Consider the following 19,040-nt stretch of genomic DNA (forward strand, 5'->3'; position numbering starts at 1 on the left):
GCCGCGCCGATGCCGAAACACGAAGGTCGTTTCAAAGCCTTTGCGCGACCTGCCTGCCTTGAAAACTGTCACAATTCGGCCCTAATCGAGGTGCGATAGCGCTTGCTGAATGCTGGCGCTTCGGCTGGTGTGACCGATGTTTAGACTAGGGCCGTTTCCACAACCCAATCGAGGTTTTCTGAGCCCGCATGCCTGCCGAGATTCGCAAGGCCCGCGCGTCCGACGTCGATGACCTCGCCGCCATCGAAAAAGCCGTTTTCTCGAGCGACCGCATTTCTCGCCGCTCCTTTCGCCAACTGATCGAACGCGACACCGCCGAACTGCTGGTTGGCGAGAACGATGGCCACGTCGCCGGCTATGCGGTCGTGCTGTTTCGCAAGGGCAGCGGCGTCGCACGACTCTATTCGATCGCCGTCGGTCCATTTTTCGGCGGCCGTGGCGTTGGCCGCCTGCTGCTGGAAGAGGCTGAAGCCGCCGCTTTCGAGCATGGCCGCATGATGCTTCGTTTGGAAGTCCGCGAGGACAACCCGCGCGCCATCCAGATCTACGAGCAGAGCGGCTACCGCAAGATCGGTCGTGAACCGGACTACTACGAGGATGGCGCCACGGCGCTGCGCTATGAAAAGACCTTGCGCGGCGACATTCCGGTCGCCACCGAAGTGCCGTTTTATCAGCAGACTTGCGAATTCACCTGCGGACCATGCTGCCTGATGATGGCGATGGCTTACTTCGGCCCCGGCTTCGTGCCGGATCCGGTGATGGAAATCCGGCTGTGGCGTGAGGCGACGACCGTTTTCATGATGTCGGGGCCGGGCGGCTGCGAACCGTTCGGGCTGGCCGTCGCCGGTTATGAGAGCGGGCTTGCTGCTGAGATCTATGTCTCCTTCTACGGCGCGCTGTTCCTGCAGTCGGTGCGCAGCGAGGACAAGCGCCGGGTCATGGAGCTGGCGCAGGTCGACTTTCGCCGCCGCGCGGAACTTTACGGTATCCCGGTGAATTACCGTTCATTCGGGCTTGACGACATTCGCACCGCGATCGCAGAGGGAAAACTGGTGCTGGTCCTGATCAGCGGCTTCCTGATGTTCGGCAAGAAGGTTCCGCACTGGGTATTGGCCATCGGTGACGACGGCGATCATATCCTGATCCACGACCCTTGGGTCGAGGTCGAGCGGCAGGAGACGATCCTCGATGCTGCCAACATTCCCGTGCCTTACGGCATCTTCATGAACATGGCGCAATTCGGCCGCGACGGATTGCGCGCCGCCATCACTCTCGGAAAGCGCGACAGCCAATGACCTGGGTCATCCTTACCGGCCGGCAGAACGATCTCGACCAGGTGGCGACGCCGCACAAGATCATCACCAATCGCGACTACCTTGCCCATCCGGCACTGTTTCGCGGTCAGCGGCCGAAGGTCATCAACCTGTCGAACAATTATGGCTACCAGAGCCGCGGCTATTACGCGTCGCTGCTTGCCGGTTCGCGCGGCCATAAGGTCATCCCGACGGTCGAAACGATGATCGACCTGTCAGAACGCAAGCTCTATGAGCACGCGTTGCCGGAACTCGAACTCGCACTCAACAAGTGCCGCAAGGACCTGGGTGGCGCTTTTCCGCAGAAGGTCTGCATCTTCTTCGGCATCGGACCATCCAGGATCTGGGACCGCTTCGCAAAACTTCTGTTCGACTGGTTCCGTGCCCCGGCTCTCGAGCTCCACATCAGGGACAGCGCCGAATGGGCCTCGATCCGCAAGATTGGCTTCCATCCCCTGGCCAGGATGACCGAGGACGAGGAAACGCACTTTCTCCAGTGCCTGGAGACCTACACCAACCGCGAGTGGCGCGACACCAAGGGCCGCACGCCGGCGCGCTACACTTTCGCAACGCTGGTCGATCCGCATGAGGAACTGCCGCCGTCGGAGATTTCGTCGCTGCGCCACTGGGCCAAGATCGCTGAAAAGATGGGCGTCGAAATCGAGCCGATCACCAAGCGGGATCTGGCCAAGCTCGCCAACTACGACGCGCTGTTCATCCGCGAGACCACTTCGATCTCCAACCACACCTACCGCTTTGCCCGCCGCGCCCAGCAGGAAGGCATGCCGGTCATCGACGATCCGCTGTCGATGATCCGCTGCACCAACAAGGTCTATCTCAACGAGCTGATGACCTACAACAAGGTACCGGTGCCGCCGACGGTGATGATTGCCGGCACCTCGGACCTGGAAGTTGCGGCACAGACGCTGGGCTTCCCGCTGGTGCTGAAGATCCCGGACTCCTCGTTTTCGCGCGGCGTCAAGAAATGCGGCACCTTTGAAGAGTTGAAGACGCTCGCAACCGAATGGCTGGAGGATTCCGACCTCCTGATCGCGCAAAAATTCATTCCGACGGAATATGACTGGCGTGTCGGTGTCCTCGGCGGCCAGCCCTTGTTCGCCGTCCATTATCTGATGGCCAAGAAACATTGGCAGATCGTCAATCATAAGGCCAACGGCAAACCCGACCAGGGCGGCATCAAGACCTTCACCCTGAAGGAAGCACCGGCCCATGTCGTCGAGACGGCGGTGAGCGCGGCGCGCTGCATTGGCGACGGCCTCTACGGCGTCGACCTCAAGGAAACCAGGGACGGCGTCTTCGTCATCGAGGTCAACGACAACCCCAACCTCGACCACGGCTGGGAAGACTCCGGCGAAAAAGACGAGGTCTGGGTGCGGCTGACGCAGTGGTTCCTGGAGCGGCTGGACCGGCCGGGGCGATAATATCCGAACTGAGGGGAAAAAGATGCTGTTCTTCGTAACCGAGGATTTTCGCGGCTGCGACCGCAAGGAGATCTACCGCCGTTTCCGCGACCAGGGCCGCCTGAAGCCGGACGCGCTTCTCGTGCACCACAGCTGGATCGCAGCGGATATGAGCCGCTGCTTCCTGCTGGTGGAGGCCGATGACGTCACGCTCCTGCAGCGGTGGGTCATCGAATGGGCGGATCTGGTCGAATTCGAGATCGTTCCCGTGGCGACGAACAAGGATATGGTGGAGGCATTGAGCGGACATCTCTGACCCGTTGGGAACCTCCTGGTTCGCCACACCTGAATGCCGCCTTCTCCTATCAAGGAATTAACACGCGGATCGAGCGTCATCTCAAGGAGATCTAAGGCGGTTGCCCGCGCTTCCGCGAGACTGTCGCACTTAGCCGGACTGCCGGATCGTCGCGCTCGACTTCAGCAGCCGATTAATGTCCGACGCCTTTGACGGCACCCCGATCAAATAGCCCTGGGCCTCGACACAACCCTCCTTTTGCAGGAATTCAAGCTGCGCTTCGGTCTCGACACCTTCGGCGGTGACGGTGATGCCCAGCTGTGCGCCAAGCCCGATGATGGTGCGCACGATCGCCGCGGTATCGCGACTGTCGATGTCACGGGTGAAAGAGCGATCGATCTTGATCTTGTCGACGGGAAAGCGCCTGAGGTAGCCCAGCGACGAATAGCCGGTGCCGAAATCGTCCAGCGCGATGCGGACGCCCAGATCGCGTAGCTGCCTGAGTGTCTTGAGCACCAGATCGCTCTCGTCCATCAGCACGGTTTCGGTGATTTCCAGTTCAAGCCGGTTGGCCGGCACGCCCGAGAACGCCAGTGCCGAGATAACGCTGCGGGCAAAGGTACCGCTTTTGATCTGCACGGCGGAGACATTGACTGCGATGCGCCAAGCCGCCCAGCCTGCCGCGGTCGTGCAGGCTTTTCGCAGCGCCCATTCTCCAAGCGGCACGATCAGCCCGGTCTCCTCGGCGGCCGGAATGAAGTCGTCCGGCCGTACCAGGCCGCGCACCGGCGAACGCCAGCGCATCAAGGCTTCGGCACCGACGATTTCGCCGGAGGCGATGTTCATGATCGGCTGGAAATCCAGCTCGAATTCCCGGCGCGACAGCGCTGCCCTGAGATCGATTTCGAGCGCCCGGCGTGCCCGCACCATCGCGTCCATGGCTGGTTCGAAGAAGCGGTACAGGTTGCGCCCTTCGCTCTTTGCCCGATAGAGCGCCATATCGGCATTTTTCAGCAAAGTGTCGGCGTCCTTGCCGTCATTCGGAAACAGCGCGATGCCGAGACTGATGCCGACACGCATGTCGTGTCTTTTGTCGCGAAACGGCTTTCCGATGATCTCGACGATGCGTTTGGCCAGCTTTTCCGCGTCGCCCGGGCTTTTGAGATTGAACTGGATGATGACGAATTCGTCGCCGCCGAAGCGGGAGACAACGTCCGTTTCATTGCGCAGGCACCGTTGCAGCCGTTCGGCCACGCATTTCAGCAGCCAGTCGCCGGAAGGATGGCCCCAAGTGTCGTTGACCGCCTTGAAGTGATCGAGGTCGAGCGAGAATATCGCCAGCGATCCGTCTCTCGTCTCACTCAGGGCTTGGTCGAGCCGTTCGCGAAGCATCGAGCGATTGGGCAGGTTGGTCAGTGTGTCGTGGTGCGCAAGATGGGTCATGCGCTCTTCCACGCGCCTGCGCTCGGTGACGTCGTCGAACGTCGCGACCCAGCCGCCGCCGCTCATCGGCCGGCGCGCAACCAGCAGCGTTCTGCCGTCAGCGAGATGGCGATGCGTTACGTGTGTTTTCCCCGCCCGCAGGCAGGCTTCGATTTGCGAGATTTCGTTGTCGGGGTCGAGCTTTGTATAAATGCCCAGTTCCAGCAGCCGCTTGAACGCATCATGGTGACTCATGCCAAGCGGGAAGTCGGCCGGCCTGACATGATAAAGTTCCAGGAAACGTTCGTTGCGCACGATCAGCTTGCCATCCGCATCGTACATCAAAAGGCCTTGCGACATGTTGGCAAGTGCCGCGTCGAAACGGCGGTGCTGCTCCTTCAACTCCTGCTCGGCGCGCCGTTGCTCGGTGATGTCCTCGTAGATCGATACCCAACCGCCTGACGCCAGCGGCCGGTGCGAAATGTTGACGATACGCCCGTCTGCAAGCGTTTCCTCATAGGTGGAAGGTTTTGCCTGGTCGATATAGGGCTTGCGGATGGCATAGAGTTGCTCAGCGCTTTGCGAGGCGATGCCGATATCCACGCTGTGCTGGAGGATGTCGAAAAACCGGATGCCGGGCCGCACCACTTCGGCGTCGAGGCGAAAGATGCTGATGTAGTTCCTGTTGCAGATGATCATCCGTTCATCGGCATCGAACATGCACAGGCCATGCGACATGTTCTCGACCGCTGCCGAAAAACGCTCGTTCTGTTCGCGTAGCTCGTCTTCAATAGGTCGCGGCTGACCGACGCCTTTGGCCCTCCGTCGGCGGACGGACGAACCAGCCTTGATACCGGCAACGGGCATGAGGCAAGCCTATGGACCATGGTTAACCATGGCACTGTTGTCCCTGCCGGTTAATTTACCGTTTTCAGCCGGCTGGAACGGCAGTCTGGCGTCGCGACTTTTCGATCGCCGCAAAGCGTTTGAGAAAGGCATTCTGCGCCCAAGTCACCGAGCGCGGCGTGACGTCGAAGCGCTCGGCGTTGAAGCCGCGCGGCCGCCCGAAGAACTCCGTCGCCTCTGCCGTCGAAAAACCCGCAAGCAGCGTTGCTTCGAAATAAGCGGCGATCTGATCCGCTCGCTTGATCTCCTTGCGCAGTCCCGCGTCGAGTTCGGCCGGCAGTGAAAAGCGCAGATGGATGGCGCGCTGCAGTCTGATCTCGCAATCCCTGTAGCTGCCGCCCATCACGGATTTGAACGGCGAGATCATGTCGCCGATGACATATTCCGGCGCGTCGTGCAGCAGCGCCGCCAACCGCGCGTCGGCGTCGGCATCCGGCATCAGCTCGCCGACAAGCGTTTCGACCAGCAGCGAATGCTGGGCGACCGAAAAGGCGTGCTCGCCTCTGGTCTGGCCGTTCCAGCGTGCGACGCGGGCAAGGCCATGGGCAATATCGGAGATCTCGATGTCGAGCGGCGAGGGATCGAGCAGATCGAGCCGTCGGCCGGACAGCATGCGCTGCCAGGCGCGCGGCGGCGCCCCGGCGCGATCGGCAGCCATCAGGCGTCCTCCGGGCCGATGGCTTCCTGCGGAAAGCTGAATTTCGCCCAGGACGGGATAGCGAGCGACACGGCGACGTCCTCCGCCAGGATCGGCAGGCCGGCGTCGAGCGCTGCCTTGACCCGGTCAATGCGGGCAATGGCAAGGCCTGTCCTGGCCGCGGTCGAGCCAAGCGTGCCGACCGGTCGCCCCTCCACGGTCAACTCTGCGCGCGAAGTGGGCAGGGTGCGTTCGGCCGAGACAATCAACACCCGACGCCTGGCAGTGCCGCGATGCTGCATGCGCGAGACGACCTCCTGGCCGACGTAGCAGCCTTTCTTGAAGCCGACACCGCCGATCTCGTCGAGCAGCACGTCATGCGGAAAAGCGTCGCCGAGTTGGTAGTCCGCACCGCTTTCTGCAATGCCATGGGCGATGCGAAAGGCTTGCCATGCGGCAAGGTCGCCGCCATCTGCGGTGTCATCATAGAAGCGCTTGACGGCAGTATCGACAAACCGCGCATCAGCAAACGGTGCTGATTCAAATTGCGAAGTGGTTGAATCGCTTCCCCATGCGACGGCCACAACCGGCTGATCCAGCTTGGCAATTTCGACTTTGGCGCGCAATTTGTAGAGCGTCAGCCGTCGCATGAAATCATCGGCGGTCTCGGTACGGCATTCAAGTCGGAAAGCATTTTCGTCGGCGCGCGAGATCAGGAAGTCGAAAAGGATCTTGCCTTGCGGCGTTAGCAGCGCGCCGGGCTTTGCTTCGCTGCTGCCGAGCACGTCGAGGTCGGTGGTCAGGATGTTCTGTAAAAAGTGCTCGGCATCCGGCCCGGACACGGAAACGAGTGCGCGATCTCTGAGCGAGGCAAAGGGCATGGTGGGAAAACGAGCCTGATCTTGCAAAACTATCGGCCATTACGTAAGCCGCTGGCACTTCCCCCGCAAGAGACCGGATCCGTATGGCCCTCATCTACGATCTCATCCTGACAGGCGGCACCGTGGTCAATCACGACGGCCAGGGTTTTCGCGACGTCGGCATCAATGGTGGGCGCATCGCTGCCATCGGCGACCTCCGCCAAGCGTCGGCCGGTGAGACGATCGAGTGCCGTGGGCTGCACATCCTGCCGGGCGTCGTCGACAGCCAGGTGCATTTCCGCGAGCCGGGCCTGGAGCACAAGGAAGATCTGGAGACGGGCTCGCGGGCAGCGGTGCTCGGCGGCGTCACCGCCGTCTTCGAGATGCCGAACACCAATCCGCTGACCACCAGTGAGGCAACCCTTGCCGACAAGGTACGGCGTGCCACCGGCCGCATGCATTGCGACTTTGCCTTCTGGGTCGGCGGGACCCGCGACAATGCAAAAGACGCTGGCGATCTCGAGCGGCTGCCTGGTGCGGCCGGCATAAAAGTTTTCATGGGCTCGTCCACCGGCGACCTGCTGGTCGAGGACGACGAAGGCGTTGCCTCGATCCTGAGGAACACACGCCGCCGCGCCGCCTTTCACTCCGAGGACGAGTTCCGGCTGCGCGAGCGGCTTGGCGAGCGCATCGCCGGCGATCCGTCCTCACATCCGGTGTGGCGCGACGAGATCGCTGCGTTGCGCTGCACGGAGCGCCTTGTGCGAATCGCGCGCCAGGTCCGCGCCCGGATCCATGTGCTGCACATCTCGACCGCCGAGGAGATAGGCTTCCTCGAACAGCACAAGGATGTCGCGACCTGCGAGGCGACGCCGCATCATCTGACGCTGAGCGCCGATGATTATGCGCAGTTGGGCACCCTGATCCAGATGAACCCGCCGGTGCGCGCCACGCGCCATCGCGACGGGGTCTGGTACGGCGTTGCGCAAGGCATCGTTGATGTGCTCGGCTCCGACCATGCGCCGCACACGCTGGCCGAGAAGGCAAAGCCTTATCCGGCGTCGCCGTCCGGCATGACCGGGGTGCAGACTTTGGTGCCGATCATGTTGGATCATGTCAACGCCGGCCGGCTGACGTTGCAGCGCTTTGTCGACCTGACCAGCCACGGCCCGCAGCGTATTTTTGGCATCGCCAGGAAAGGCCGTATTGCCGCCGGCTACGATGCCGATCTGACCATCGTCGATCTGAAGCGCCGCGAGACCATCGCCAACGCCCAGCAAGGCTCCAAGGTCGGCTGGACGCCTTATGACGGCAGGCAGGTGACCGGCTGGCCGGTCGGCACCATCGTTCGCGGCCGGCGCGTGATGTGGGAAGGCGAGATCGTCGCGCCGGGCCAGGGTAGGGCGGTGGAGTTTTCCGAGGCGTTGGCGGGCTAAGCTCCTGTCTCCAAGAGACCATGCTTAGCCACTCAATCGCCGGCGACGAAGAACGTCCATTGTCCGGTCGGCGTGATGCCGACGCGGTAGAAAATGTAGGCACCGAACTGCTTCATGTCGTCATAGTCGCTGGCGGTGACGATCTTGAACAGCTCGACCCGCTGCCTGGCATCGAGCTTGTCCAGTGGCAGGGCGAAGAAATAGGGCCAGACATAGAGATCCTGCGGCGTGCCGGCATCGACATGGACAAAACCGGCATTGAGCACCTCTTCCAGGATGGCGAGGATCTCCTGGCCTTCCGTGTCGCCGGAAAGGCCTTTCAGGAAGGCGATCGGGTCGCCCTCCATGTCGCCCAGCGACAATTGGGTCATCATGTCTCCCGTGCCGATCAGCGGCCGAAGCTTTTCGATGTCGCCGCTTTTGCACGCCTCGACGATCAGATCGTGCATGCGCCTGACCGGTTCCGGCAACTTGGCGAGGTCGTAGACGACTTCGGGCACAGGCGCGTCGGGATCGACATGCGGATTGGCCACGCCGCCATCATTGGCCGGCCCTTTCGGTTCGGTTTGTTCCGGCTCGTCGGATGGCGTCGGCTGGCTGGCCGGTGGTGGCGTCGTGCCGAGCGGGCCGGGCATCGGCACGGTACTTCCAGGCGGCGACATGTCACCGTCGGGCGGCGGCGTGACCGGCGAAGGCAGGTCTTCGCGCTTAATCTCGCTGAGGGCGTGAGCGGGACTGCTCGCAAGAAACAGTGCAAGGGGAATCGTGGCGCAGGAAACAGTAAGCCAAATGCTGAGGACCAGGCCGCGCGGCTTGCCTGATATCGAAAAATTCACCGCCTGCTACTCCCTGGTTCCAGCCCATCCATGTGCCCGGACATGATGTCCGGCGGCGCGCCGTCGTCAAAGAACCGGGGTCAGTGCCGCAGTCTTTCGGGCTCGAAGGCCCCGGCAATCACCTTTTCACGCATGCGATCGAGCAGGGCAAGCGCCGAGGTCTCGCCATTGGTGCGCAGCATTTCGCCGAATGCCGTTTCGAGGGCTGCCTCGGCGATGATTTCCGGCTCGATCCCGGCCGACAATCCTTCTGCCCAGGCTTCGCTGTGGCTTTCCACGGCGGTCAGGCGCTTTTCTTCCCTGACCAGCGCGTCGATGTCGTTGACGCCATGTTCCATTGCGATTTCCACCCTTTCAAGCGGTGATCCGTTGGACAGGGATCAAGCTTGAGTTGTCCCTTTTACACGCAGGCGCAGTAAGTATTTGTAAATACGACATTTTTTTGGTCGTCTTCTACAAATTCCGTCGCGTCCAGCAAACCTGCGTCCGATCCGATTCAAACTTAGCCGATTAGGCCGGCCAAGGGGACGGAAACCTTCAGTTTGAGTTAATTTCACATTCGCGCGCTAACGTTTCGTTAACATAGTTGCAAAAGTGCAACATCAGGTTTGCACCAAGACCTCACCCGAGGCAAGCGGAGAAGTGTCGAACGCGTCCGCCGCCACAGCGCCGGCGGTTGATGCCGGTTTGCCGGAACGGCAGCTGCCGTCGTCAGTTTCCGTAGCGCGAAGCGATGTCGCGAGACAGCGTCTCGCCTTCCTTCATGTAGCGGCTGATGGCTTCCGTCGCCGAGGCGGTGCATTGCGTATAAGTACCGCCGAACGACCGGTAGCCGCGGTTGAAGCTGGCGATGAAGCGGGCGCGCCGCTCCGGGTTCGGATTTTCCGATGCGATCAGTTTTTCCATCTCGGCTCGCCACCGATCGCCCTTCTCGCCACACAGATTACGCAGGAAATGCAGCGAGCCGAGCACTTCCGCCAGCCGCATCAGCCCGGGCTCGAACGGTGCTTCGGCGGCAATCGCCGGGCGCGCACCGACAACCACACTGACGGCGAGGCATGCGGCGAGAAACGAAGACGTGCGGCTCATGAGTCCTTGTGCTGAAACAATTTGTCGCCTGCAAGGCGATTCTCTGGCTCAGGTCCCGCCGTCTTTGTTGGGACCGAGTAGATCGTCCGCAATTTCAAACACCGCATCGGCGAGCGGCATCGCTGTCATTTCGGCCAGCGTATAGAAAGCCGCGGTCTCGGCGTCGTCGCTGGCCACCGCCTCGCCGCCAGCATAATCGGCCCCAAACACCGTCAGCCAGTAGTCGACCGGATGCCCGTCGCCGCTGCCGTCGATGTGGATTTCCCGCAGCGGCCGATAGCTGCGCGCCTGCAATCCGGTCTCTTCCAGCAATTCGCGCCGTGCTGCCTGTTCCAGCGTCTCGCCGGCTTCGACCTTGCCGCCGGGAAAGGCATGGAGGCCTTGCGAGGGCGGCCTGGCCCGCTTGACCAGCAGCACCGTGTTCTCGCGCACGACGCAGACCGAGACTGCCGGAATGATCTTGCGTGCTTCCATGGGCTTCGGATCGCTCGATTGGCATAGCCCGTTGTGGACCGGCCGTCGGCGAACAGCTTTAGCGGTTGCGAAAGGCGGGTTCCATGGCCACTTTCACATGCCACCAATTCGAGAGCTGAATTCATGTGCGGACGCTTTGCCTTGACCGCCACTCCGGACCAGACCGCCGCCTTTCTCAGCCTGGCGGAACTTGAGGAGTTTCCGGCCCGCTACAACATCGCGCCGACGCAGCCGGTGCTGATGGCGCTCGCCGGATTGCCGCAGGCGCCGGGCTCGAACCTGCCCGACCGCCGCTCGATGCTGGTGCGCTGGGGCCTGATCCCGGCCTGGGTCAAGGATACGCGTAACTTCCCGCTGCTGTTCAACGCGCGTTCTGAGGGGGCTTCGGAAAAGGCGTCGTTTCGCGCTGCCATGCGCCATCGCCGCGCCCTGGTACCGGCTTCGGGATTCTACGAATGGCACCAAACCGGTGGCAGAAGAGGGCAGCCCTATTGGGTGCGGCCAAGGCGTGGCGGGCTTGTCGCCTTCGCCGGGCTGATTGAGACCTATGCCGAGCCGGGCGGCTCGGAAATGGACACCGGCGCCATTCTGACCGCCCACGCCAATGCCGATACTGCCCATATCCACGACCGCATCCCGGTGGTGATCCATCCCGAAGATTTCGCGCGCTGGCTGGATTGCAGCACGCTCGAGCCGCGCGATGTGGCCCATCTGCTGAGACCCGCCCAGCCCGATTTCTTCGAAGCGATCCCGGTTTCCGACCTCGTCAACAAGGTCGCCAATACCGGGCCGGAGATTCAGGAGAAGGGCGTCGTCGAGCCTGAGCCTAAGAAGGTCAGGCGCCAGAAGTCCGGCGCGAACGACAGTCAGATGAATTTATTTTAGCAAAAGCTACTATTGCTGGGTGCGCCGTGAGCGCCTCAACCTTCCCGACGGCATTCTCAGGCAGCGCGCGGCGAAACGATCTTCTGCGCCGGCTTCTTCTTCTTCGCGGTGTGCAGAAGAGCTGCGACGATTGCTGCCGGGCCGATCGCCCGGTAGTGGCTGGCGAGCGCCGGTTGCTTGGCGCGGTTGGATTCTTGCTTAGGCATTGTTCTCTTCCCTGGTAACGTCTTCGTGTCTGCGTTTGCTGGCCGAATCCGACCAAATCGTGACGCTTGCTGATCTAGCCGGCGAATGTTTCATCACAGTGCCGACCTGTTTAATAAAATGTTTCAGTGGCTCAATTCCTGTGAGCCAACGATATTTTTGGCGAAGGTAGCGACTTGACGGCAACACCGGGCAAGGCGATAAAGCCGGCCATGAAAACGTCTTTCGCCATTTGTGGCATTTGCATTATCGGCTAGCCTCGCGCTGGTCCTGGACGTTTTCGCCTCATCTCCTCCCAGATTGGACAAACGCCCCGGCCAGCAGGCTGGACCCCGATTTGCGCCTCGGCGTAACCGACTCCATCCAGAGCACGATCCCAAAAGATCATGCCAAAGTAACGCACCGGGAACGCACGTATGTCTGACGCATCGAAGAGCCTGCGCCTCTACAATACGCTAACGCGGAGCAAGGACGATTTCTTCCCGATCGATCCGCGCAACGTGCGCATGTATGTCTGCGGCCCGACGGTCTACGACTTCGCCCATATCGGCAATGCGCGGCCGGTGATCGTCTTCGACGTGCTGTTCCGTTTGCTGCGCCATCTCTACGGGCAAGCGCACGTCACTTACGTGCGCAACATTACGGACGTCGACGACAAGATCAACGCCCGCGCACTGCGCGATTTCGGCGGCGAGATTGCCTCTGGCAAGCTGTCGCTGAACGAAGCGATCAGGCGGGTCACCGAAAAGACCGCCGGTCAGTTCCACAAGGACGTTGCGGCGCTCGGTTGCCTGGAACCGACGGTCGAGCCGCGCGCCACCGAGTTCGTCGAGCCCAGGCCCGACGGCAAGGTCGACATGATCTTCTTGATTCAACGCTTGATCGAACGCGGCCATGCCTATGTCGCGGCTGGAGAAGTCCTGTTCGACACCGCTTCCATGCCGGACTACGGGCAGTTGTCGAAGCGCAATCTCGACGAGCAGCAGGCCGGCGCCCGCGTCGCCGTTGATTCGCACAAGAAGAACCCGCAGGATTTCGTACTGTGGAAATTGTCTTCGCCCGAGGAACCGGGCTGGGACAGCCCGTGGGGCAGGGGTCGGCCCGGCTGGCACATCGAGTGCTCGGCGATGTCGGCCGCCTATCTCGGCGAGGTGTTCGACATCCATGGCGGTGGTATCGACCTGATCTTTCCGCACCACGAGAACGAGATCGCGCAATCGCGTTGCGCCCACGGCACCGAAACGATGGCCAAGATTTGGATGCACAACGGTTTCCTGCAGGTCGAGGGCCAGAAGATGTCCAAGAGCCTGGGCAATTTCTATTCGATCACCGAATTGCTGGAAACGGATACCTTTGGCGGCCGCAAATGGCCGGGCGAGGTGCTCAGGCTGGCGATGCTGATGACGCACTATCGCGAGCCGATCGACTTTTCCGTGCGCAAGCTGGAAGAGGCGGAGAATACGCTGCGCAAATGGAAGCGGGCGGCCGATCTGGCGCCGCCGACGGCAAAGCCGGTGCCGGCGGATGTGATCGAAGCGCTGTCGGATGACCTTGCCACCTATGCCGCATTCCAGTTGCTGACGCAGTTGGCTGGTGATGCTGTTGATTTCAACGCAGGTAGCGGCAAGGCAGCCGCCGAAGACAACGATGCTGCCGCTTCACTGAAGGCATCGCTTCTGTTCCTCGGCTTCGACATCGCAACAGCCAAGGTGGATGAAGACGCCATTGCCAAGGCGATCGCCAAACGCCTCGCGCTGATCGCCGCCAAGAACTGGGCCGAGGCCGACCGCATCCGCGACGAGTTGCTGACGCAAGGCATCCAGTTGAAGGACGGCAAGGACCCCGTCACCGGCGAACGCATCACCACCTGGGAGGTAAAAAGATGATCGATCATCTCGGCATCACCGTTTCGGATTTCGACGCGTCGAAGGCTTTTTACGACAGGGCGATAGCGCCGCTCGGCGCCTCGCTGCTTTACATGGTGCCGCAGGAATATACCGGCGGCGCCAAGGTCGGCGGCTACGGCCGCGACCGGCCGGTGTTTTGGCTGCATGCCGGCAAGGACAAGCCGAAGGATCATCAGCATGTCGCCTTCACCGCTCGCAGCCGCGCCGAGGTCGATGCCTTTCACGCCGCGGCGATTGCCGCCGGCGGCAAGGACAATGGCGGGCCGGGCCTGCGCCCGCACTACCATCCGAACTATTATGGCGCCTTTGTTTTCGATCCCGACGGCAACAATGTCGAGGCGGTTTGCCATGCCCCGGAGTAGTGCGCGATGAGCCTCGACAACAGACCGGTCTATACAGGCGGCTGCCAGTGCGGCGCGGTGCGCTTCCGCGTCGAAGGAGCTCTCGGCGATGCTTCCGTATGCCATTGTCGCATGTGCCAGAAGGCGAGCGGCAATTTCTACCTGCCGCTGGTCTCGGTGCGCGGCGCAAGGCTGGACTGGACGCGCGGTGAGCCCAAACGCTTCCGCTCGTCCAACGCGGCTTTGCGCGGTTTCTGCGCCGAATGCGGCACGCCGCTGACCTTCGAAGCGCCCGACGGGGTGGCCCTCGCCATCGCCACATTCGACCACCCCGAGGAGATCGCCCCGACCATCCAATGGGGTGTAGAAGCCAAGCTCCCGTACGTGGATCACGTCCACGAATTGCCAGGTGAGGAAACGATGGCCGACGTCTCGTCGGCCTCCTATCTCGCCGATCTCGTCTCCTACCAACATCCCGACCACGACACCGAACAATGGCCGCCGGAGGAAAAATCATGACCGAAACCGTTCGTACCGGCGGCTGCCAGTGCGGCGCCGTGCGCTTCCGCATCCACGGGGCGCTCGGCCGCTCGTCCATTTGTCATTGCCGCATGTGCCAGAAACAGTTCGGGTCGTTTTTCGGCGCGCTGGTGACAGTGCCGAGCGACGGGGTCGAATGGGTGCGCGAGGAGCCGAGTTACTTTCAGTCGTCGGTCAACATCGATCGCGGCTTCTGCGCCCGCTGCGGCACACCGCTGACCTACCGCCAGCCCGGCGCGCTGGAGATCGCCATCGGCGCCTTCGACGACCGTTCCGATCTGGCGCCGCAGATCCAGGTTAACTACGCCGCCAGGCTGCCTTGGGTCGAGACGATCTTCGACGCGCCGATCCATGACGACCCGGATTTCTACGCGCGACAGGAATCCATCATCTCCTTCCAGCATCCCGATCACGAGACGGCCAACTGGCCGCAGCAGGGCCTGAAATTATGAGCAGCGAATTCCGTACCCTCTATCCCGAGATCGAGGCTTTCGAGTCCGGCATGCTCGACGTTGGCGATGGCCATCAGGTCTATTGGGAGCGCTCCGGCACCAGAGGGGCCAAGCCGGCTGTCTTCCTGCATGGCGGGCCGGGCGGCACCATTTCGCCAAAGCACCGGCGGCTGTTCGATCCGAAGCTGTACGATGTCATCCTGTTCGACCAGCGCGGCTGCGGAAAATCGACGCCCAATGCCTCGCTTGAAGCCAACACCACCTGGCACCTGGTCGCCGACATCGAGCGCCTGCGAAAAATGTGCGGCTTCGACAAATGGCTGGTGTTCGGCGGTTCGTGGGGTTCGACGCTGGCGCTGGCCTATGCCGAGACCCACCCCGAGCGGGTCAGCGAACTGGTCGTGCGCGGCATCTACACGCTGACCCGCGCCGAACTCGAATGGTACTACCAGTTCGGCGTGTCGGAGATGTTCCCCGACAAGTGGGAGCGGTTTCTGGCGCCGATCCCGGAGGCCGAGCGCGGCGACATGATGGCCGCCTACCGCAAACGGCTGGTCGGCAGCGATCCTGTGGCGCAGGTCGAGGCCGCCCGCGCCTGGAGCCTGTGGGAAGGCGAGACGATCACGCTGCTGCCGGAACCGGAAACCAGCGGTCCCTTCGGCCAGGATGATTATGCCCTGGCTTTCGCCCGCATCGAGAACCACTATTTCGTCCATGCCGGCTGGCTGGAAGAGGGACAGCTGCTGCGCGATGCATGGAAGCTTAAGGATATCCCGGGTACCATCGTTCACGGCCGCTACGACATGCCGTGCCCGGCGCGCTACGCCTGGGCGCTGCACAAGGCGTGGCCGCAAGCGGATTTCCATCTGATCGAAGGCGCCGGCCACGCCTATTCGGAGCCGGGCATCCTCGACAGGCTGATCCGCGCAACGGACATGTTTGCCGGGAAATGACCATGGCTCGCGAGCGCCTTTATCTGTTCGACACCACGCTGCGCGATGGTCAGCAGACGCCGGGTGTCGACTTCTCCGTCGAGGACAAGATCGCCATCGCCAAGCTGCTCGACGAGTTCGGCATCGACTACGTCGAGGGCGGCTACCCCGGCGCCAATCCAACCGACACCGCCTTCTTTGCCGAGCGCCGCACGGCCGATGCCAAGTTCGTTGCCTTTGGCATGACCAAACGGGCAGGAGTGTCGATCTCGAACGATCCTGGGCTTGGCGCGCTGGTCCAGTCGAAGTCGGACGCCATCTGCTTCGTCGCCAAGAGTTGGGACTACCATGTCCGCGTCGCGCTCGGCTGCACCAATGAGGAGAACCTCGAGGCGATCAAGGCCTCGGTCGAGGCGGCGCTCACTGCCGGCAAGGAGGCGATGGTCGACTGCGAGCATTTCTTCGACGGCTTCAAGGCCAATCCAGATTATGCGCTGGCCTGCGCCAGGACGGCCTACGATGCCGGCGCGCGCTGGGTGGTGCTGTGCGACACCAATGGCGGCACGCAGCCCTCCGAGGTGCGCGCCATCGTCGAAAAGGTGATCGCCGCCGGCATACCGGGCGATCATCTCGGCATCCACGCCCATGACGACACCGGCCAGGCGGTGGCGAATTCGCTTGCCGCCGTGGGGGCCGGCGTGCGCCAGATCCAGGGCACGCTGAACGGCATCGGCGAGCGCTGCGGCAACGCCAACCTGATCTCGATCGTGCCGACATTGGCGTTGAAGCCGGCCTTTTCGGGCCGCTTTGCTACAGGCATTTCGGCAGAAGCGTTGACCGGTATATCGCGCCTGTCCCGCGCCTTCGACGAGTTGCTGAACCGCGCGCCCGAAGCGCAAGCGCCCTATGTCGGCGCCTCCGCTTTCGCCACCAAGGCCGGCATCCATGCCTCGGCGCTGGCCAAGGAGCCGGCGACCTACGAGCATGTGCCGCCAGAGACTGTCGGCAACCGCCGCCGCGTCATGGTTTCGGACCAAGGTGGCAAGGCCAATTTCCTCGCCGAGCTGAAGCGGCGCGGCATCGACATGCCCCGGGATGACCATCGCCTCGATGCGCTGATCGCTGTAGTCAAGGAACGTGAGGCGGAGGGCTACGCGTACGAAGGCGCCGACGCCAGCTTCGAGCTTCTGGCGCGCAAGATGCTGCATGGCCTGCCGGAATTCTTCCGCGTCACCTCGTTCCGCTGCATGGTCGAGCGCCGCTTCGACGCCAACGGCCAGCTGAAGACGGTCTCGGAGGCGATCGTGAAAGTGCTGGTCGAGGGCGAGGAGAAGATGTCGGTCGCCGAAGGCCATGGCCCGGTCAACGCGCTCGACATTGCGCTGCGCAAGGATCTCGGCAAATTCCAGAGCGAGATCGCCGATCTCGAACTGGCCGACTTCAAGGTGCGTATCCTCAATGGCGGCACCGAGGCGATCACCCGCGTGCTGATCGAATCGCATGACGGCACCGGTGCGCGCTGGTGGACAGTCGGTGTCTCCGAAAACATCATCGATGCTTCGTTCCAGGCGCTGATGGATTCGATCGTCTACAAGCTGATGAAGAACCGCGACATGGCGGGATTGGCGGCGGCGGAATAGCGTTGAACCATCAGCGAGACTCCATTGATCCATCAGCAATTTGCGATGGTTTTGGGCAAGCCGCTGGCGCATAGCCTTGGGCCATGGCTACCCAAGCACTTCAAATCGAGGCCGATACCAAAGCTCGTCGCGGCTTCCTGCTGGCGCTCGGCGCCTACCTGCTTTGGGGGCTGCTGCCCTTCTACATGAAGGCTGTCGCGCATCTGCCGCTGGCCGAAGTCATTGCCCACCGCATCGTCTGGTCGGTGCCGATCGCGGCCGCTGTCCTGGTCTGGGCCGGCCGCACTGCCGATTTCAAAGCGGCAGTTCGTTCACCGCGCATCATTTCGATGGCGGTGCTGACGGCGGCGCTGATCTCGGTCAACTGGGGCATCTATGTCTGGGCGATCGCGGTCGACCGCACCATCGAGACCGCGCTCGGCTACTACATCAACCCGCTGGTCAGCGTCGTTGTCGGCGCGCTGCTCCTCGGCGAGCGGCTCGACCGCCTGCAGATCGCGGCGGTGGTGCTGGCGGCAATCGCGGTCGCGGTGCTGACCATCGACGCCGGCAAACTGCCCTGGGTGTCGCTGGTGCTAGCCTTTTCCTTTGCCGCCTATGGCTTCTTCCGCAAGACGCTGCCAATCGGCCCGAGCCAGGGCTTCCTGCTTGAAGTGCTGCTGCTGTCGGTGCCGGCACTCGGCTACATCATCTTCCTGATCGCCACAGGACAGGATCATTTCGTCTCCAGCTCGCTGAACGACACCGCCTTGCTGATCGGCTGCGGTCCGGTCACCGCCGTGCCTCTGCTGTTGTTTGCGTTCGGCGCCAGGCTGCTGCGCCTCTCCACCATCGGCATCATGCAATATATCGCGCCGACGATCGTCTTTTTGATCGCGGTGCTGATTTTCGGCGAACCCTTCGGCAGTGTTCAGGCCATAGCCTTCGGGCTGATCTGGGCGGCACTGGCGATGTACTCCTGGTCGATGTTTTCTTCGGCGCGCAAGACCGTTTCCGCATCAGCTCGAGCCGCGTAACGAAGAAAGGCGGCTGGCCGGTCTTAATGCCGGCAGCCGCGTCTTTCACGAGCGCTCAGCGCTTCGGCCCGAAGCCGGGATATGGCTGCAGCGGCACGACGGCGGCAATATCCATCATGCCGGCCTTGACCAGCGGTAAAGTTGCAAGATGGTGGCGCACATCGACATCGCTGCCGGCTTCGAACATCATGCCGCTGCCGGGAATGTCGCCCCGATTCCACGGCGCCTTCGGCATAGAGCGTGCGGCGCTGCTCGGCCTCGCCAGGCAGCAGCGGCGCGAAATCGGCGTCGGTGAACTTTTCGGTGTTGCGCGCAAGAAGGGCAAAGAACTGCATCGGAATCTCCTGATGTTGGCCGTTGGAATGGCGGAAATATTCGCTTCTGCTGGCCAGACAGTCCAAGACTGATTAGGCTAAATTTGAGACCTCACGGGA

General features: G+C 62.2%; 22 protein-coding genes. 13 read left to right on the forward strand and 9 right to left on the reverse strand.

Annotated elements, in window-relative coordinates; genetic code table 11:
- Window positions 1–188: 188 nt before the first annotated feature.
- From NKI70_RS08050 to NKI70_RS08060, 3 genes are read left to right on the forward strand one after another with little or no spacing between them, the layout of a single operon-like run.
- Complete coding sequence (locus NKI70_RS08050) at window positions 189–1,295, forward strand: peptidase C39 family protein (RefSeq protein ID WP_352637868.1); 1,107 nt, start codon at window positions 189–191, stop codon at window positions 1,293–1,295.
- Window positions 1,292–2,755, forward strand: a complete 1,464-nt coding sequence (locus NKI70_RS08055) for a RimK family ATP-grasp domain-containing protein (protein WP_352448993.1) — start codon at window positions 1,292–1,294, stop codon at window positions 2,753–2,755. Before NKI70_RS08050 ends, NKI70_RS08055 begins: the two co-directional genes overlap by 4 nt.
- A 22-nt stretch (window positions 2,756–2,777) precedes the next feature.
- Window positions 2,778–3,050, forward strand: a complete 273-nt coding sequence (locus NKI70_RS08060; RefSeq protein WP_023719871.1) for a DUF3303 domain-containing protein — start codon at window positions 2,778–2,780, stop codon at window positions 3,048–3,050.
- 129 nt (window positions 3,051–3,179) lie between these two features.
- On the opposite strand, the gene NKI70_RS08065 is transcribed toward NKI70_RS08060, so the two are convergent.
- From NKI70_RS08065 to ygfZ, 3 genes are all read right to left on the reverse strand, one after another.
- On the reverse strand, window positions 3,180–5,318 hold the full coding sequence (locus NKI70_RS08065; protein WP_352698650.1) for a putative bifunctional diguanylate cyclase/phosphodiesterase: 2,139 nt from the start codon (window positions 5,316–5,318) through the stop codon (window positions 3,180–3,182).
- Between the two features lie 64 nt (window positions 5,319–5,382).
- Window positions 5,383–6,015, reverse strand: a complete 633-nt coding sequence (locus NKI70_RS08070) for a YfbR-like 5'-deoxynucleotidase (RefSeq protein WP_023719870.1) — start codon at window positions 6,013–6,015, stop codon at window positions 5,383–5,385.
- Entirely contained in the window at window positions 6,015–6,875 is an 861-nt protein-coding gene (gene ygfZ / locus NKI70_RS08075) for a CAF17-like 4Fe-4S cluster assembly/insertion protein YgfZ (RefSeq protein ID WP_352724451.1), read from the reverse strand. The genes NKI70_RS08070 and ygfZ overlap by 1 nt, the downstream gene beginning before the upstream one ends.
- 83 nt (window positions 6,876–6,958) lie before the next feature.
- Between ygfZ and NKI70_RS08080 the strand changes: the two genes are divergently transcribed.
- Window positions 6,959–8,290 carry a dihydroorotase gene (locus tag NKI70_RS08080; protein WP_352698646.1) on the forward strand — a complete coding sequence of 444 codons (1,332 nt, stop codon included), beginning with the start codon at window positions 6,959–6,961 and terminating at the stop codon, window positions 8,288–8,290.
- Window positions 8,291–8,322: 32 nt separating this feature from the next.
- On the opposite strand, the gene NKI70_RS08085 is transcribed toward NKI70_RS08080, so the two are convergent.
- The 4 genes from NKI70_RS08085 to NKI70_RS08100 all read right to left on the reverse strand — a co-directional run bounded on the left by NKI70_RS08085 (window position 8,323) and on the right by NKI70_RS08100 (window position 10,689).
- Window positions 8,323–9,126 (reverse strand): hypothetical protein, encoded by an 804-nt coding sequence (locus NKI70_RS08085; protein WP_352637873.1) that lies wholly within the window; start codon window positions 9,124–9,126, stop codon window positions 8,323–8,325.
- Window positions 9,127–9,206: 80 nt separating this feature from the next.
- Window positions 9,207–9,464, reverse strand: coding sequence for a hypothetical protein (locus tag NKI70_RS08090; RefSeq protein WP_023677749.1), 258 nt, complete (start codon window positions 9,462–9,464; stop codon window positions 9,207–9,209).
- A gap of 373 nt (window positions 9,465–9,837) precedes the next feature.
- Window positions 9,838–10,215, reverse strand: a complete 378-nt coding sequence (locus tag NKI70_RS08095; protein WP_023677748.1) for a TIGR02301 family protein — start codon at window positions 10,213–10,215, stop codon at window positions 9,838–9,840.
- Between the two features lie 48 nt (window positions 10,216–10,263).
- Window positions 10,264–10,689 (reverse strand): NUDIX hydrolase, encoded by a 426-nt coding sequence (locus NKI70_RS08100; RefSeq protein WP_023677747.1) that lies wholly within the window; start codon window positions 10,687–10,689, stop codon window positions 10,264–10,266.
- Window positions 10,690–10,812: 123 nt separating this feature from the next.
- Here NKI70_RS08100 and NKI70_RS08105 point away from each other — a divergent pair, with 123 nt between their 5' ends.
- Window positions 10,813–11,574 carry an SOS response-associated peptidase gene (locus NKI70_RS08105; RefSeq protein ID WP_023677746.1) on the forward strand — a complete coding sequence of 254 codons (762 nt, stop codon included), beginning with the start codon at window positions 10,813–10,815 and terminating at the stop codon, window positions 11,572–11,574.
- 56 nt (window positions 11,575–11,630) lie between these two features.
- Here the strand turns inward: NKI70_RS08105 and NKI70_RS08110 are convergent, their stop codons facing one another.
- On the reverse strand, window positions 11,631–11,780 hold the full coding sequence (locus NKI70_RS08110) for a hypothetical protein (RefSeq protein ID WP_023677745.1): 150 nt from the start codon (window positions 11,778–11,780) through the stop codon (window positions 11,631–11,633).
- Window positions 11,781–12,194: 414 nt separating this feature from the next.
- On the opposite strand from NKI70_RS08110, the gene cysS reads away from it, so the two are divergent.
- The 7 genes from cysS to rarD all read left to right on the forward strand — a co-directional run bounded on the left by cysS (window position 12,195) and on the right by rarD (window position 18,606).
- Window positions 12,195–13,664, forward strand: a complete 1,470-nt coding sequence (gene cysS / locus NKI70_RS08115; protein WP_352698644.1) for a cysteine--tRNA ligase — start codon at window positions 12,195–12,197, stop codon at window positions 13,662–13,664.
- Complete coding sequence (locus tag NKI70_RS08120) at window positions 13,661–14,047, forward strand: VOC family protein (protein WP_023677743.1); 387 nt, start codon at window positions 13,661–13,663, stop codon at window positions 14,045–14,047. The genes cysS and NKI70_RS08120 overlap by 4 nt, the downstream gene beginning before the upstream one ends.
- Window positions 14,048–14,053: 6 nt before the next feature.
- Window positions 14,054–14,545: a GFA family protein gene (locus NKI70_RS08125; RefSeq protein ID WP_023677742.1), complete on the forward strand. Its 492-nt coding sequence runs from the start codon at window positions 14,054–14,056 to the stop codon at window positions 14,543–14,545.
- On the forward strand, window positions 14,542–15,018 hold the full coding sequence (locus NKI70_RS08130; RefSeq protein WP_352569652.1) for a GFA family protein: 477 nt from the start codon (window positions 14,542–14,544) through the stop codon (window positions 15,016–15,018). Before NKI70_RS08125 ends, NKI70_RS08130 begins: the two co-directional genes overlap by 4 nt.
- Window positions 15,015–15,971, forward strand: a complete 957-nt coding sequence (pip, locus tag NKI70_RS08135; RefSeq protein WP_023677740.1) for a prolyl aminopeptidase — start codon at window positions 15,015–15,017, stop codon at window positions 15,969–15,971. The genes NKI70_RS08130 and pip overlap by 4 nt, the downstream gene beginning before the upstream one ends.
- Window positions 15,968–17,590 carry a citramalate synthase gene (gene cimA, locus NKI70_RS08140; protein ID WP_352569654.1) on the forward strand — a complete coding sequence of 541 codons (1,623 nt, stop codon included), beginning with the start codon at window positions 15,968–15,970 and terminating at the stop codon, window positions 17,588–17,590. Before pip ends, cimA begins: the two co-directional genes overlap by 4 nt.
- Before the next feature lie 83 nt (window positions 17,591–17,673).
- Window positions 17,674–18,606, forward strand: a complete 933-nt coding sequence (gene rarD / locus NKI70_RS08145) for an EamA family transporter RarD (protein ID WP_352569656.1) — start codon at window positions 17,674–17,676, stop codon at window positions 18,604–18,606.
- Between the two features lie 55 nt (window positions 18,607–18,661).
- Here the strand turns inward: rarD and NKI70_RS08150 are convergent, their stop codons facing one another.
- Complete coding sequence (locus NKI70_RS08150; RefSeq protein WP_352724452.1) at window positions 18,662–18,796, reverse strand: hypothetical protein; 135 nt, start codon at window positions 18,794–18,796, stop codon at window positions 18,662–18,664.
- Between NKI70_RS08150 and NKI70_RS08155 the strand changes: the two genes are divergently transcribed.
- Complete coding sequence (locus tag NKI70_RS08155; protein WP_352724453.1) at window positions 18,795–19,013, forward strand: hypothetical protein; 219 nt, start codon at window positions 18,795–18,797, stop codon at window positions 19,011–19,013. The two genes, NKI70_RS08150 and NKI70_RS08155, sit on opposite strands and share 2 nt — an antisense overlap.
- Window positions 19,014–19,040: the final 27 nt, after the last annotated feature.

Source organism: Mesorhizobium sp. M0500 (genome assembly GCF_040321165.1).
Taxonomy (GTDB): domain Bacteria; phylum Pseudomonadota; class Alphaproteobacteria; order Rhizobiales; family Rhizobiaceae; genus Mesorhizobium.